Annotated in this window: 11 protein-coding genes; 6 read left to right on the top strand and 5 right to left on the bottom strand. The window is 71.1% G+C overall.

Features of this window, described 5'->3' with window-relative positions:
* Positions 1 to 41 precede the first annotated feature (41 nt).
* The gene (glgX, locus tag AERO9AM_RS11155) at positions 42 to 2,141 is read right to left on the bottom strand and encodes a glycogen debranching protein GlgX (protein WP_159576203.1); all 2,100 of its coding nucleotides are present in this window, start codon (positions 2,139 to 2,141) and stop codon (positions 42 to 44) included.
* Positions 2,142 to 2,263: 122 nt separating this feature from the next.
* Here glgX and AERO9AM_RS11150 point away from each other — a divergent pair, with 122 nt between their 5' ends.
* The 6 genes from AERO9AM_RS11150 (at position 2,264) to AERO9AM_RS11125 (ending at position 9,622) form a co-directional block, all read left to right on the top strand.
* Positions 2,264 to 3,436 (top strand): cysteine desulfurase family protein, encoded by a 1,173-nt coding sequence (locus tag AERO9AM_RS11150; protein WP_159576202.1) that lies wholly within the window; start codon positions 2,264 to 2,266, stop codon positions 3,434 to 3,436.
* Positions 3,437 to 3,480: 44 nt separating this feature from the next.
* Positions 3,481 to 4,578: a tRNA 2-thiouridine(34) synthase MnmA gene (gene mnmA, locus AERO9AM_RS11145; protein WP_159576201.1), complete on the top strand. Its 1,098-nt coding sequence runs from the start codon at positions 3,481 to 3,483 to the stop codon at positions 4,576 to 4,578.
* A gap of 28 nt (positions 4,579 to 4,606) precedes the next feature.
* A complete protein-coding gene (ligA, locus tag AERO9AM_RS11140) occupies positions 4,607 to 6,922 on the top strand; it encodes an NAD-dependent DNA ligase LigA (RefSeq protein ID WP_159576200.1) in 2,316 nt (771 codons plus the stop codon).
* 82 nt (positions 6,923 to 7,004) lie between these two features.
* Positions 7,005 to 8,330, top strand: a complete 1,326-nt coding sequence (locus AERO9AM_RS11135; protein WP_159576199.1) for an HNH endonuclease signature motif containing protein — start codon at positions 7,005 to 7,007, stop codon at positions 8,328 to 8,330.
* Between the two features lie 53 nt (positions 8,331 to 8,383).
* Positions 8,384 to 9,136: an ABC transporter permease gene (locus AERO9AM_RS11130; protein WP_159576198.1), complete on the top strand. Its 753-nt coding sequence runs from the start codon at positions 8,384 to 8,386 to the stop codon at positions 9,134 to 9,136.
* A gap of 72 nt (positions 9,137 to 9,208) precedes the next feature.
* Positions 9,209 to 9,622, top strand: coding sequence for a nuclear transport factor 2 family protein (locus AERO9AM_RS11125; RefSeq protein WP_159576197.1), 414 nt, complete (start codon positions 9,209 to 9,211; stop codon positions 9,620 to 9,622).
* 24 nt (positions 9,623 to 9,646) lie between these two features.
* Here AERO9AM_RS11125 and AERO9AM_RS11120 read toward each other — a convergent pair whose 3' ends face one another.
* The 4 genes from AERO9AM_RS11120 to AERO9AM_RS11105 are packed head-to-tail and all read right to left on the bottom strand — an operon-like array spanning position 9,647 to position 15,105.
* Complete coding sequence (locus AERO9AM_RS11120; protein WP_159576196.1) at positions 9,647 to 11,584, bottom strand: DEAD/DEAH box helicase; 1,938 nt, start codon at positions 11,582 to 11,584, stop codon at positions 9,647 to 9,649.
* Positions 11,585 to 11,638: 54 nt separating this feature from the next.
* Positions 11,639 to 13,339: a long-chain-fatty-acid--CoA ligase gene (locus AERO9AM_RS11115; RefSeq protein ID WP_159576195.1), complete on the bottom strand. Its 1,701-nt coding sequence runs from the start codon at positions 13,337 to 13,339 to the stop codon at positions 11,639 to 11,641.
* Between the two features lie 32 nt (positions 13,340 to 13,371).
* Complete coding sequence (locus AERO9AM_RS11110) at positions 13,372 to 14,172, bottom strand: ABC transporter permease (protein ID WP_159576194.1); 801 nt, start codon at positions 14,170 to 14,172, stop codon at positions 13,372 to 13,374.
* 9 nt (positions 14,173 to 14,181) lie between these two features.
* Positions 14,182 to 15,105: an ABC transporter permease gene (locus AERO9AM_RS11105; protein ID WP_159576193.1), complete on the bottom strand. Its 924-nt coding sequence runs from the start codon at positions 15,103 to 15,105 to the stop codon at positions 14,182 to 14,184.
* Positions 15,106 to 15,121 lie beyond the last annotated feature (16 nt).

Below are 15,121 nucleotides of genomic sequence, written 5' to 3'. Positions count from 1 at the left end.
CTGAACCTACCGCGCCGGAGCCGACGGGAGGTAGCCGTGTGTCACTCGGCGCGGAAGAGTCGCATCGACGTGCCGGGAAGCGCGATCACGTCGCCCGGACGGTGCACCGTCTCGACCGGCGACGGACGCTCATCCGCGCTCGACCAGAGCGCGATGTAGCGCGTCACGCCCTCGATCACGGGCAGGCGCACATCGATCGGCGACTCCGTGCCGTGCACGATCAGCAGGATGCGATTGAAGGCCTCCTTGTCGGGCGTGGACGCGGCCGCGTACTGCAGGGTGCGGTTGCGCGGGTCGTTCCACTGCTCGACCTCCATCGTCTCGCCGTCCTGATCGAACCAGTCCATGACCGACGCGTTCGGGATGTGCTCGCCGAGCCGCGCGTACAGGAGGGGACGCAGGGCGGGGTTCTCGTCCCGCAGCCGGATGAGCCGGGCCGTGTGCGCGAGGAGGTCCTTCTGCCAGGGCTCGTGGTCCCAGTTGAGCCAGCTGATCGCGGAGTCCTGGCAGTAGGCGTTGTTGTTGCCGCGCTGCGTGCGCCCGAATTCGTCGCCGGCCGTCAGCATGGGCACTCCGGCCGAGAACAGCAGCGTGCCGAGCAGGTTGCGCATGGCTTTGCGCCGGGCGGCGAGGATGCCGGGATCGTCGGTGGGACCTTCGGCGCCGTGGTTGAACGAGCGGTTCATGTCCGCGCCGTCCCGGTTGTCCTCGCCGTTGGCCTCGTTGTGCTTGACGTCGTAGGCGACGAGGTCGTGCAGCGTGAAGCCGTCGTGCGCGGTGACGAAGTTGATGCTGGCGAGGGGCCCCCGCTCGTCGCTGAACGTGTTCGCCGATCCCGCGAGACGGTTGGCGAAGCCGCCGATGCCGGTCGGCGCCGAGGCGCGGCGGGCGTAGTCGATGTCGCTGAGCCAGAAGTTGCGGACGCGGTCGCGGTAGCGGTCGTTCCACTCGCTCCACCCGGCCGGGAAGTTGCCGGTCTGCCATCCGCCCATGCCGACGTCCCAGGGCTCCGCGATGATCTTGGCGTCGGCGAGCGCCGGATCCGTCCTGATCGCCTGCAGCAGCGGATGCTCCGGGGTGTAGGTGTTCGACTCGTCGCGGCCGAGCGCCGTGGCCAGGTCGAAGCGGAAGCCGTCGATCTGCATCTCGGTGGCCCAGTAGCGCAGCGAGTCCAGGACGAGGCGCGCGGCGGCCGGAGTCGCGGTGTTCAGCGTGTTGCCGCAGCCCGTCGTGTCGACGTAGCTGCCGTCCTCGAGCTGGCGGTAGTAGAGGGCGTTGTCGATGCCGCGCAGGCTGCTGCGGGGACCGCCGATGCCCTCTTCGCTCGTGTGGTTGTACACGACGTCGAGGATCACCTCGATTCCGGCCAGGTGCAGGAGCTTCACCATGCCCTTGAACTCGCGCAGCACGGCCTCCGGACCGGCCTTGCGGGCCTCCTCGGTCGCGTAGGCCGCATGCGGAGTGAAGAAGTTCAGGGTGTTGTAGCCCCAGTAGTTCGTCAGGCCGCGGTCGAGCAGCCGGGGCTCCGAGGCGAACGCGTGCACCGGCAGCAGCTCGACGGCGGTGATGCCGAGTTCGCGGTAGTACTCGATCATCGCGGGGTGCGCGAGCCCGGCATAGGTGCCGTGCAGCGCCGGCGGCACGCCGGGATGGCGCTTGGTGAGCCCCTTGACGTGCCCTTCGTAGATCACCGTGCGATCCATCGGGGTCTGCGGCTTGGTGACGTCGCCCCAGTCGAAGCCGTCCTCGATGACCACCGAGCGCCACTCCTCGTAGCCGTCGCCCTGCGCGAGGCCGCGCGCATAGGGATCCAGGAGGAGGGTCTCGGGGTTGAAGGTGTTGCCGGGGCCGTGTGCGCCGTCCACGCGCAGCGCATAGCGCGTGCCGGGCCGCAGGAGCTCCGTCGTGATCTCCCAGACGCCGCCGGGACGGCGCTCGAGCGCGAGCTGGGCGGTCTCCCAGTCCAGGTCGGTCTCATCGAAGATCACGAGCTCGATCGACGACGCGTTCTGAGACCAGACGCGCAAGGTCGCGACCCCGTCATGGAGGCGGACGCCGAGATCGTCCAGGGAAGGGCTGCACAAGGAGCAGCTTTCGCCGTCGGGTACCGGCGCCTTGTCCTCTATCGCATGCGGACACATGACGGACAGAATACGCGGCCTGACGGGCTCGGGATGCCACGCGGTCCCGCGATCCCTGCCACCGGGTCCCGCGAGGGGGGGTGACCGGATCCTGTCGGCGCGGGAGGTGCGAGAGTGGAGGTGTGCACTACCTGGATCACGCCGCCACCACCGATCTGCGTCCCGAGGCCGCGGACGAGTGGCTGCGGGTCGCGCGGACGACGGGCAATGCCTCGTCCACGCACGGCGCCGGCCAGCAGGCCCGCCGGATCCTGGAGGAGTCCCGGGAGCGGCTCGCGGAGGTGCTCGACTGCGATCCCATCGAGGTGGTGCTGACCTCGGGCGGCACGGAGTCGGTGAACCTCGCCGTGCAGGGGCTGTGGCGCTCTCGGCAGGCGGCGGCCGACGCCGTCGTGCTGCCGGACGGCGAGCACCACGCGACCCTCGACACCGTCGCCGCGCTCGCCGCGGACGGCGCGACGGTGCGCCCCGTCCGCCTCGATGCGGTCGGCCGCATACCCGTCGGCGAGTTCGCCCGGGCGGTCGCCGCGTCGGGTGCCGCCCTGGCCACGGCCCTCGTCGCGAACAACGAGGTGGGCACCCTCAACGACGTGGCGGGTCTGGCGGGCGCGGCCGCGGCGGCCGCGGTTCCGCTGCACCTCGACGCCGTGGCGGCCCTGGGCCACGTGCCCGTGTCGTTCCGGTCGTGGCGGGGCGATGCCGCGGCCGGGGCCGGGCTGGTCGCGCTCAGCGTGGCGGGCCACAAGATCGGCGCGCCGGTGGGGACGGGCGCGCTCGTGGTCGCCCGATCGGCGCGCCTTTCTCCGCTGCTGCACGGCGGAGCGCAGCAGCGGGGCCTGCGGTCGGGCACGCAGGACGTGGCCGGCGCCGCCGCGTTCGCGCGCGCCGCGGAGCTCGCCGAATCCGAGCGTGACGCGGAGGCCGCCCGCCTGGGCACGTTGCGCGACCAGCTCGTCGCGGGCGTCCTCGCGCGCGTTCCCGCGGCGCGGCTGCTCGGCGACCCGGCGCCGGAGGGGCGCCTGCCCGGCAACGCCCACCTGCTGTTCCCCGGGGCGCCCAGCGAGAGCCTGCTGTTCCTCCTGGATGCGGCGGGGATCTCGGCATCCGCGGGCTCCGCGTGCCAGGCCGGTGTCGCCGAGCCGTCGCACGTCGTCCAGGCGCTCGGCCGCAGCGAGGCCGAGGCCCGCAGCGTCATCCGCTTCACGCTCGGGCGCACGTCGGGCGACGCCGACGTCGACGCGGTGCTCGCGGTGATCGGCGAGGCCTACGAACGGGCCTCCGGGGCGGCCCGTTGAGCCGTCCCGGTCCGCGCTCAGCCGACCGCTCCTAGACTGGATCCATGCGTGTTCTGGCGGCGATGAGCGGGGGAGTGGACTCCGCGGTCGCTGCGGCGCGCGCCGTCGAGGCGGGTCACGACGTGGTGGGCGTGCATCTCGCGCTGTCCCGAGCCGGCGGCACGCTGCGCACCGGCAGCCGGGGCTGCTGCACCATCGAGGATGCGATGGACGCGCGGCGCGCGGCGGATCGGCTCGGGATCCCGTTCTACGTGTGGGATTTCTCGGAGCGATTCCGCGAGGACGTGATCGAGGACTTCGTGTCGGAGTACCGGGCGGGCCGCACGCCGAACCCGTGTCTGCGCTGCAACGAGAAGATCAAGTTCGCGGCGCTCCTGGAGCGCGCCCTCGAGCTGGGCTTCGACGCGGTGTGCACCGGTCACTACGCCACCCTCGTCGACGGGCCGGACGGCCTCGAGCTGCATCGCGCCTCGGACGCGGCCAAGGACCAGTCCTATGTGCTCGGCGTGCTCACCGCCGAGCAGCTCGCGCACACGTACTTCCCGCTCGGATCCACGCCGTCCAAGGCGCTCGTGCGCGCGGAGGCCGCGGAGCGCGGGTTGAGCGTGGCGCAGAAGCCGGACAGCCACGACATCTGCTTCATCCCGGACGGCGACACGCGCGGGTGGCTGGCCGAGAAGGTGGGCGCGGAGCAGGGCGAGATCGTCGACCGCGACGGTGCGGTGGTCGGCACGCACGACGGCGCGCACGCGTTCACCGTGGGCCAGCGCCGCGGGCTGCGCCTCGGCGTGCCCGCGCCCGACGGCAAGCCCCGTTTCGTGCTCGAGGTGCGTCCGGTCTCGAACACCGTCGTGGTCGGGCCCAAGGAGGCGCTCGCGATCGCCGAGATCTCGGGGGAGCGGCGCTCCTGGGCGGGCGCTGCGCCTGCGCAGTCCGAGTTCGCGTGCCAGGTGCAGATCCGCGCCCATGCGGATCCTGTCCCGGCGCGCGCGTTCGTGTCCGGCGATGGCGTGCGGGTGATCCCGGACCAGCCGCTGGACGGCGTCGCGCCGGGACAGAGTGCTGTGCTCTACATCGCAACGCGCGTGCTCGGGCAGTTCACGATCGATCGCACGGTGTCGGCGGTGCCCGCCGGCGTGTGATGTCCCACCCCGCTCGTAGACTTCAGGGGTGCCGGAGAACATCTCGCTGGAAGACGCCCGTGCCGAGGCGGAGGAGCTGACCACCCGCATCCTGGAGGCGAAGGACGCGTACTACGGGCGCGACACCTCGCTGGTGGACGACGCCACCTACGACTCCTGGATGCACCGGCTCGAAGAGCTCGAGCGGCTGCACCCCGAGCTGCAGGGGCAGGACTCGCCCACGCAGATGGTCGGCGCCGCCGAGACGACCGGATTGCAGACGATCGAGCACGCCGAGCGGATGCTCAGCCTCGACAACGTGTTCTCGCTCGACGAGCTGCGGGACTGGGCCGCGAAGACCCGCGCCGCGGCGGGGCGCGACGTGGCCTGGCTCACCGAGCTCAAGATCGACGGACTCGCGATCAACCTGCGCTACGAGAACGGCGTGCTCACCTCGGCGGCGACCCGCGGGGACGGTCGGGTCGGCGAGATCGTCACGGAGAACGCCCTGCGCGTCGCCGGCATCCCCGAGCGCCTGAGCGGATCCGGTCATCCTCCGGTCGTGGAGGTGCGCGGCGAGGTGTTCATCCCGGTCGCGGCCTTCGAGCGGCTGAACGCTGCGCAGGCCGCCTTCCGCGACCGCGCGTACGCCGAGGCCCTGGAGCGGTTCCAGGCGCGGGCCGGCACCAAGAAGCCGTTCGACGAGGAGAAGGCGCGCACCGCCGCCGCGCGGCGCTTCCCCTCGTTCGCGAACCCGCGCAACGCGGCGAGCGGCGGGCTACGCCAGCAGCTGGACAAGAAGGACGGCATGGAGCTCGAGGCCGGCCTGCTGCGGGTCGACTCGCTGGCGCTGTATGTGCACGGCATCGGCGCGTGGCCGGACCCGCCGGTCGCGGCGCAGAGCCAGGTCTACGACCTGCTCGCGGAGTGGGGCCTTCCCACGAGCCCGCACACGAAGGTCTGCGCCACGATCGACGAGGTCGCCGACTTCGTCGCGTACTACGGCGAGCACCGGCACGACATCGAGCACGAGCTCGACGGCATCGTCGTGAAGGTCGACGAGCTCGAGCTGCACGAGGAGCTGGGCGCCACGAGCCGTGCCCCGCGGTGGGCGATCGCCTACAAGTACCCGCCGGAGGAGGTGCAGACGAAGCTGCTCGACATCGTCGTCTCGGTCGGGCGCACCGGGCGGGCCACCCCGTTCGCCGTGATGGAGCCCGCACATGTCGCGGGCTCGGTGGTGCGTCAGGCCACGCTGCACAACAAGGACGTGGTGAAGGCCAAGGGCGTGCTGATCGGCGACACCGTCGTGCTGCGCAAGGCCGGCGACGTGATCCCGGAGGTGCTCGGCCCGGTGGTCGAACGGCGCGACGGCACTGAGCGCGAGTTCGTGATGCCCGAGCGCTGCCCCGAGTGCGGATCCGTCCTGGCGCCCGCGAAGGAAGGCGACATCGACCTGCGCTGCCCGAACACGCGCTCCTGCCCCGCGCAGGTGCGCGGCCGGGTGGAGCACATTGGATCCCGCGGGGCTCTCGACATCGAAGCTCTGGGCGAGGTGACGGCCGCGGCGCTCACCCAGCCGAGCCATCCCGCCGTTCCGCCGCTGGAGACCGAGGCGGGCCTATTCACCTTGACGCTCGAGCAGCTCGTGCCGATCGAGGTGGTCGTCCGCGACGCCGAGACCGGGCTGCCGAAGGAGGACGAGGACGGCGTCGTGAAGACGCGTGCCCCGTTCCGGCGCAACCCGACGGCAGCGGAGAAGAAGGACGGGATCACCGGGCCGCAGCCGTCCTCCCAGGCGGTGAAGCTGCTGGCGGAGTTGGAGAAGGCGAAGACCAAGGAGCTGTGGCGCCTGCTCGTGTCGCTGAACATCCGCCACGTCGGTCCCGTCGCCGCCCGGGCGCTCGCGCAGTGGTTCGGCTCGCTCGACGCGATCCGTGGTGCCACGCGGGAGGAGTTGGCCGCGGTCGAGGGCGTCGGCGGGATCATCGCCGACTCGCTCCTGGACTGGTTCGCCGTGGATTGGCACCAGGAGATCGTGCAGCGCTGGGCCGACGCGGGTGTGCAGTGGGCGACGCCCGGCCACCCCGGACCCGGAGCAGCCGTGTCGGAGGGCGGAGTGCTCGACGGGCTCACCGTCGTCGCCACGGGCTCCCTCGAGGGCTACACGCGTGAGGGGGCGCAGGAGGCGATCATCAAGGCCGGAGGCAAGGCGGCCTCGAGCGTCTCGAAGAAGACCGACTTCGTCGCGGCCGGTCCGGGAGCCGGGTCCAAGCTCGCGAAGGCGGAGGAGCTGGGCATCCGGATCCTGGACGCCGCACAGTTCCATGTCCTCGTTACTGAGGGGCCGGACGCGCTCGGCTGAGTGGCGTTGTCTTCCCGCGGACTTCCGTGTGGTTCTGCGGATCAGTTCTTCTGTTCTTCGAACATAAGTGCTAAACTGGGGCATGGCCTCCACCACTCCGATCCCCGCCCCGCATGCTGCGGGTGTGCGTGAGGTCGTGGGGGAGGATGTGGTCGCGCGGGTGCTGCTGGATCGGTTGCAGGAGGACGACGTCGCGATCAACCGGCGTGCCGTGGCGCGGGCGGAGGGGATCCTCGAGGCGGTGGCGTTGACGCGTCGGCATCCGGAGATCTACACGGTCGGCGATCGTGCGGATGATGTGGAGCATGCGGTGCGGGCGGTGGTGTTCGATATCGCGTTGCGGTTGCAGGTGTCGGAGAACGAGGTGCGGTCGCTGCTGTGCACCGCGGAGACGGCGCGGGAGTTCCTGCCGTTGTTGTGGGAGCGGGCGCGGGACGGGTTCGCCGGGTTGCGGTTCGTGGAGGCCGCGGTCGGTGCGGTGCTGCGGTTGCGGGCCCCGGTGGGGGCGGATCCGGTGGCGCGAGAGTATGCGGCGGAGGCGATCGGGCTGGTGGATCGGGCGGCGTCGGAGTGGGCGCTGCACCTGCCGGTCGGCGCGTTCCGGCGGCGTTTGAGGGTGCTTGTGGAGCGGCTCGATCCGGCCCTGGCGGAGCAGAAGCATGCGCGCGGGATGGCAGATCGGCGCGTCGTGGTGGAGGAGGCCGACGATGGCATGACCTGGTTGATGGCGTTGGTGCCGACCGTGCAGGCGGTCGCGATCAAGCGCCGGTTGACGTCCGCGGCGAAGCACCTGCAGAAGGACCGGCGGGAGGGGCGTACCCGGGATCAGGTGCGTGCGGATCTGTTCTGCGACTGGCTCACCGGGACGGGCACGGACAAGGCGGTGACCACGACCGTGTTCGTCACGGTCCCGGTCGGCCTGCTCACCGGTGCCGGCTCTGGATGCGGGTGCGGTTCCACCGCGTCGGGCGCGTTCGGGAACCCGGTCGCGTCGGCGACGCGGGCGCAGCTGGTCGGGCACGGGCCGATCGATGCGGTGACCGCGCGGCAGGCGTTCCTGGATGCGTCCGGGTTCCGGCGGGTGATCACGGATCCGGTCCGCGGGGTGGTCCTGGACATGGACCGCCGCACCTACCGGCCGACGAAGGCGCAGCGGGACTGGCTGGTGCTGCAGCACGGCACCTGCGCCCGCGACGGCTGCGACCGGCTCGCCCTGGACGCGGACCTCGACCACGAACGGATGTGGGCCCGCGGCGGGCCGACCGATATCGGGAACCTGCGTCCGCTGTGCCCGGCGGATCACACCCGCCACCACCGCACCCGGATGATCTACCGCAGCCGGCCCGACCGCACCGTCGAAGTCACCACACCCACCGGCCACCACACCACCGACCCACCACCCTTCTAGGGCCGCTCGTCGTTCGGATCCGCTCCCGGACATAGGGTTGTCCCGGAGGACGCATGACGGTGAACGGGATCGCGCTGGCGCCGACGGTGATCGGTGTGATCTCCCTCGCCGCGATCGCCACGATCGCTCTGACCCTCTTCCGCGTGCCGGGACGGTGGGCCCCCGCGCTTGCGATCCTGCGGGGTGCCGTGCAGCTGGCGGCCATCAGCGTCGTCCTCACCGGCATCGTGACGCAGCCGGCATGGATCGGCGTCGCGTTGCTGGTGATGTTCTCGATCGCGACCGGCGTCGCCGTCCGGCGCACGGGCGGCGGCCGCCGGACCATCCTCGTGATGGCGACCTCGATCGGCGCCGGCGCGGTCGTGTCGATCGGGACGGTCTTCGCAACCGGCGCCCTGCAGCCGACGCCCCGTTACCTGCTCGCGATCGGGGCGATCCTGATCGGCAACTCGATGAGCATCGCGACGCTCGCCGGGCGACGCTTCACGGCGTCGGTGGTCGATCGCTGGGAGGAGGTCGAAGGCTGGCTCGCCCTGGGCGCCACTCCGCGCCGTTCCACGCTCGATCTCGCGCGCAGGGCAGTGCGTGAAGCGCTCATCCCTTCGGTCGATCAGACGAAGACGACGGGCCTCGTGGTGCTGCCCGGAGCCTTCGTCGGCGCGATCTTCGGAGGTCTGTCCCCACTGGAGGCGGGGCGCTTCCAGATCGTCGTGCTTGCCGCGATCATGGCCGCAGGATCGATCACTGCGGTGCTGATCGCGAGCTGGCTCGGCCCGGTCCGCACCAAACCCGTCGTCCTGCGCTGATCGCTGCCGGTCGGAGAGCAGGCCGGGGGCGAGCCCCTTCTACGACCGGTCCGGGAAGCGTTGAATACTCCCATGGATGAACGCGACGAGTTCCTGCAGTGGTTCGGCACGACCTGGCAGGCGGCGGAGACCGCGTTGTATCGAGGCGACGCCGCGCCCCGCTCGGAGACGTGGTCGTCGCGGGAGCCGGTCACCCTCTTCGGCGCCTCTCTCAGCGCATCCGGCGCCGATCAGGTGCGCGACGTGTTCCGGCGATTGGGGGAGTCGTTCTCCGATCTCACCTCGATCACCGTCGAGCTCATCGCCGCCGAGGTGCACGGCGACCTCGCCTACACCGCGCACAGGGAGCTCTTCTCGCTGAGCGTGAACGGACGTCCGGGCGACCACGTCCTGCGCGTGACCCAGGTGTACCGCCGCGACAACGGAGAGTGGAAGGTCGTGCACCGGCACGGCGACGAGGAGCGGCCGGCCGCCGCGACGCCCTGATCGCTCAGTGCCGAGCCGCCCGGCTCAGTCCTTGTGACGCGGCTTGCGCGGGGGCCGCTCGTCCGAGCGCCGGTCGTCGCGCGGACGCTCACCGTGACCGCGGTCGTCGCGCCGCGGACGGTCGCCGTACCCGGGGTCGTCGCGCCGCGGCCGCTCGCGGAAGCCGCGGTCGTCGCGCCCCCGGTCGTCGCGTCCTCGGTCGTCCCGGTCCCGGCGCGGGCCGCGGTTGGGGCGGCCGCCGTCGCGCTGGATCTCGATGAGCCGGCCCGAGATCCGGGTGTCGCGCAGCCGGTCCAGCACGGACGGATCCAGGTTCGCCGGCAGCTCGACGATCGAGAAGTCCGGGCGGATCGTGATGGCGCCGAAGTCGTCGCGGCCGAGACCGCCCTCGTTCGCCAGGGCGCCCACGATCTGCCGGGGCTCGACGCGATGGCGTCGGCCGACCTCGATCCGGTACGGGGTGTAGTCGCCGCGGCTGCGCCGCTCCGGCCGGGGACCGCGGTCGTCACGATCCCGCGCATCGCGGCCGCCGGACCGTTCGGCGCGGTCCGCGCGCGGCGGGCGGTTGTCCGCGGCGACGGCGGCGGACAGCGCGTCGTCCTCGGGATCCAGCAGCAGCGGGGTCTCGCCCTGGGCGACCACCGCGAGTGCGGCGGCGACGTCGGCCTCCGGCACGTCGTGGTGACGCACGTAGTGGGCGATGATGTCGCGGAACCCCTCGATCCGGCCCGTCTCCTCCAGCGCCGCGGTGATGGCGTCGTCGAAGCGCGCCAGGCGCGTGCTGTTCACGTCCTCGGTCGTCGGCAGCTGCATCTGCGCGGGCTGCTGTCGGGTGGCGCGCTCGATGTGCTTGAGCAGGTAACGCTCGCGAGGCGTGATGAAGCTGATCGCGTCGCCGGAACGGCCGGCGCGGCCGGTGCGACCGATGCGGTGCACGTACGACTCGGTGTCGGTGGGGATGTCGAAGTTCACCACGTGGCTGATCCGCTCCACGTCCAGGCCGCGCGCGGCCACGTCGGTCGCGACGAGGATGTCGAGCTTGCCGTCCTTGAGCTGGTTCACCGTGCGCTCGCGCATGGGCTGCGGGATGTCGCCGTTGATCGCGGCGGCGGAGTAACCGCGGGCGCGGAGCTTCTCGGCGAGCGTCTCGGTCTCGTTCTTGGTGCGGACGAACACGATCATGCCCTCGAAGTTCTCCACCTCGAGGATCCGCGTGAGCGCATCCACCTTCTGGGCGTAGGAGACGACCAGATAGCGCTGCGTGATGTTCGCGTTGGTGGTGGTCTTCGCCTTGACCGAAATCTCCTCGGGGTCGTGCAGGTACTGCTGCGCGAGGCGGCGGATGGTCGCGGGCATCGTGGCCGAGAACAGCGCCACCTGCTTGTCCTCCGGCGTCTGGGCGAGGATCTGCTCCACGTCCTCCGCGAAGCCCATCTTGAGCATCTCGTCGGCCTCGTCCAGGACGAGGTTCTTCAGCTCGGACAGGTCGAGCGTGCCCTTGGCGAGGTGGTCCATGATGCGGCCCGGAGTGCCGACGACGATGTGCACGCCCCGGCGCAGCGCGGACAGCTGCACGCCGTAGCCCTGGCCGCCGTAAACGGGCAGCAGGTGCACGCCGGGCATCTGGGCCGCGTAAGCCTCGAACGCCTCCGCCACCTGGAGGGCGAGCTCGCGGGTGGGGGCGAGCACGAGCGCCTGCGGCTTCTGCTGCTGCAGATCCAGGTTCTCCAGGATCGGAAGCGCGAACGCGGCGGTCTTGCCCGTCCCGGTCTGTGCGGTGCCGAGAACATCGCGGCCGCCAAGCAGCAGCGGAATGGTCTCGCGCTGGATGGCGGACGGGGTCTCGTAGCCGAGGGCCTTGATGGCGGCGAGCACGGGACCGGTGATGCCGAGCTCCTCGAATCCTGGGGTCGATTCGGTCTCGGCGGGGGCGTCTTCGTGAGTCGCGGCGTCTTCAGTCACATCTCAGAGTACCGTCCCGGCCGGTGCCGACGCTGGGAGCGCACCCGCCGGCGCTCAGCTCCCGGAGGTCAGCGCGACCAGGCGTTCCTTCACCTGCCGGCGCAGCACCTTGCCGATCAGCGACTTCGGCAGCTCGTCGACGACGAAGATGCGCCGGGGCACCTTGTACGGGGTGAGGATCCCGCGGGCGAACTCGCGGATCGCCTCGACGTCGACGTCCGTGCCCGGATCCACGACGATCGCCGCGACGACCTCCTCGCCGGAGTGCTCGTTCGGAAGGCCCACGACGGCGGCGTCCACGACGTCGGGGTGCTGGCGCAGCGCCCCCTCGACCTCGGTGGGCGCGACATTGAACCCGCCCGTGATGATCAGCTCTTTGATGCGGTCGACGATCCGGACGAAGCCGGCGTCGTCGATCGTGACGATGTCGCCAGTGCGGAACCAGCCGTCCACGAACACGGCCTCGGTCTCCTCGGGCTTGCCGTAGTAGCCGGAGAACACCTGCGGTCCGCGCACGACGAGCTCGCCGGGCTGGCCCGGCTCGACGTCGTTCGTCGGCTCGTCCGGATCCACGACACGGCACTCGGTTCCCGGCAGCGGCAGCCCCACCGTGCCCGGCACGCGGTTCGCGGCGACCGGGTTGGCCATCAGCACGGGGGAGCACTCGCTGAGTCCGTACCCCTCGACGAGGTACCCGCCCGTCGCCTGCTCGAACGGCACGACGAGCTCGTGCGGCAGCGCCATCGCGCCGGAGATCGCGATCTCCGTGCCGGCGAGCGACACGCCCTTCGCGGTGGCCGCGGCCAGCAGCCGGTCCGCGATCGGGGGAACGAGCGGCAGGAAGGTCGCCGGGTGCTTCTTCGTGACCTCGAGCACGAGCTCAGGGTCGAACTTCGGGAACAGCACGAGCCGCGCGCCCATCGACATGGCGAACGTGAGGCACAGGGTGAGCCCGTACGCGTGGAACATCGGCAGCACCGCGTAGACGACGCAGCCGTCTCCGCGGGTGATCGACGGCACCCACGCCTGCGCCTGTGCGGCGTTGGCGAGCAGGTTGCGGTGCGTCAGGGAGGCGCCCTTCGGGGTGCCCGTGGTGCCGGAGGTGTACTGGATGATCGCGAGGTCGTCGGTCACGGGGCGCGGATGCGCCGCGGGCAGTGGGGCATGGCCGACCACCGACTCCCAGGCCACGGTGCCGCGCACCTTCGTCGTGAGGGCATGGCGGGACTCCCGCGCCTTCGCGACCGGCAGGCGGAGCGCGAGCCGGGTGAGCGCGGGCATCGCGCGCGTCACGTCGACGGAGACGAGGTTCGTGACGGCGAGGTCCGACGGGAACTCCTGCACGGTGGCGACAACCTTGTTCCAGACGATGGCGTGCTTCGCGCCGTGGTCCTCGAACTGCTTGCGCAGCTCCCGCGGCGTGTAGAGCGGGTTGTGCTCGACCACCACGGCGCCCAGGCGCAGCACGGCGTAGAACGCCACGATGTGCTGGGGGCAGTTGGGCAGCACGATCGCGACCGGATCCCCGGCCTTGACGCCGAGCGCCCGCAGGCCGGCGGCGGCCCGCTCGATCGACGCCTGCAGGTCGCGGTACGAGGTCGTGCGGCCGAAGAACTGCAGCGCCGGCGCATCCGGATAGTCGCGCGCGGACGCCTCCACGATGTCGACCAGGGATCCGGTGACCTCCTCGAGGTCCTCCGGCACCCCCTCGGCGTAGCTGGCGGTCCAGGGGCGCGGAGGAACGAACGTCGTCACGTGCTCAGCCTATGCCGCTCGCGGGGAACGCCTCACCGGCGCTGCTGCTCGCTGCCGGACAGCTTCTGGGCGAGGGCGATCGGAACGATGGACACCACCACGAGCACCACGGCGATCACCGAGACGATGGGCGCCTGATTCGGGCGCGCGACGTTGTCGATGATGAACATGGGCAGGGTGCGCACGCCGGATCCCGCCGTGAACGTGGTCACCACGATCTCGTCGAACGACAGCGCGAACGCCAGCAGCCCACCCGTGAGCAGGGCGGAGCGCAGCTGCGGGAACGTCACGAGGCGGAACGTCGTCCAGATCCCCGCGCCGAGGTCCGCCGATGCCTCCTCCAGCGACGTGCCCATGCGGCGCAGCCGCGCCACGGCGTTGTTGAACACCGTGACGATGCAGAACGTCGTGTGCGCGACGATCACGGTCCAGATGGACAGCGGCACGCCCAGGATGGTGCGGAACAGGTTGTTCAGCGCGATGCCGGTGATGATGCCGGGCAGCGCGATCGGCAGGATCACCAGCAGGTTCACCGTGTTCCTTCCGAAGAACGAGAAGCGCTGCAGGGCGAAGGCGAGCATGGTCCCGAGGATGAGGGCGAGGATCGACGAGATCAGTGCGACGAGGGCGCTGGTGCCCACGGCCTCGAGCGCGCCGTCGCTGCGGAACGCCCTGCCCCACCACTGGAGGGTGAACCCCGGCGGCGGCCAGGTGAGCGACGCCGACGTGGAGAAGGAGTTGACGAGGACCACGAGGAGCGGCACGTACACGAGTGCCAGGATGACCGCCGTGATGACACCGAGGGTCACCCTGGTGCCGGGGGAGATGCGCACGAGTGCCTCCTAGAGGTTGTCCAGGGCGCCGGTGCGGCGCACGAGGAACAGGTAGCCGAAGATGATGACGATCGGGATCAGCGCGATGGCCGCCGCGAGGGGCAGGTTGTTCGCCGCGCCGATGTCCTGGAAGACGAGCGTGCCGAGCATCTGCGCGCCGCCGCCGACGATGCCGATCGTGATGTAGTCGCCGAGCGAGAGCGAGAAGCTGAAGATGGTGCCGGCGATGATGGCGGGCAGCGCCATCGGCCAGACCACCAGACGCAGCGTGGCCCAGCTCCGCCCGCCGAGGTCGCCGGACGCCTCCAGCAGCGAGCTCGGCACGCGCTCCAGGCCGGCGTAGATGGGCAGGATGACGTAGGGCAGCCACAGGTACGACAGCGTGATGATCGTGGCGGCGATGCCGTAGCCGGGCGTGTGACCGCCGAGCGGTCGCAGCAGCCACTCCAGGATCCCGTCGCTGGAGAGCACGGAGCGCCAGGCGAACGCCTTCACGAGATACGAGGCCCACAGCGGGGTGAGCACGAGCACCACCAGGACACGCTGCAGCGCCGGCGAGGCGACCATCGCCATGAAGTAGGCGATCGGAAGGGCCAGGGCGACGTCGATAGCCGTGACCGCGAGGGCGATCCCGACGGTCCGCAGCGTGATGCCCTGGTAGAACGCGTCCGTGACGACGGTCACGACGTTGTCGGCCGTGAACTCGGTGCGGATCTGCCCGGTGTAGGTGTCGGTCGTCCAGAAGGCCGTGACGAGCAGCAGCGCCAGCGCCACGACGTACACGGCGCAGAGCCAGAACAGGGGAGCGGAGAGCAGGAGGGCGAGGCGGGCGCGCGGGTGCGCGGTGAGGAAGGCGGATCCGCGCCGCGCCGAGGTGCGGCGCGGAGACGGCACCGCGGTGCGCGGCGGCTCCGTCGAGACGATGGCGCTCATGAAGGGTCCTTTCGAA

The sequence above is a fragment of the Microbacterium sp. 8M genome, from assembly GCF_902506375.1.
In the GTDB taxonomy this organism is placed as follows: Bacteria; Actinomycetota; Actinomycetes; order Actinomycetales; family Microbacteriaceae; genus Microbacterium.
This window is presented reverse-complemented; position numbering and strand designations above follow the sequence as displayed.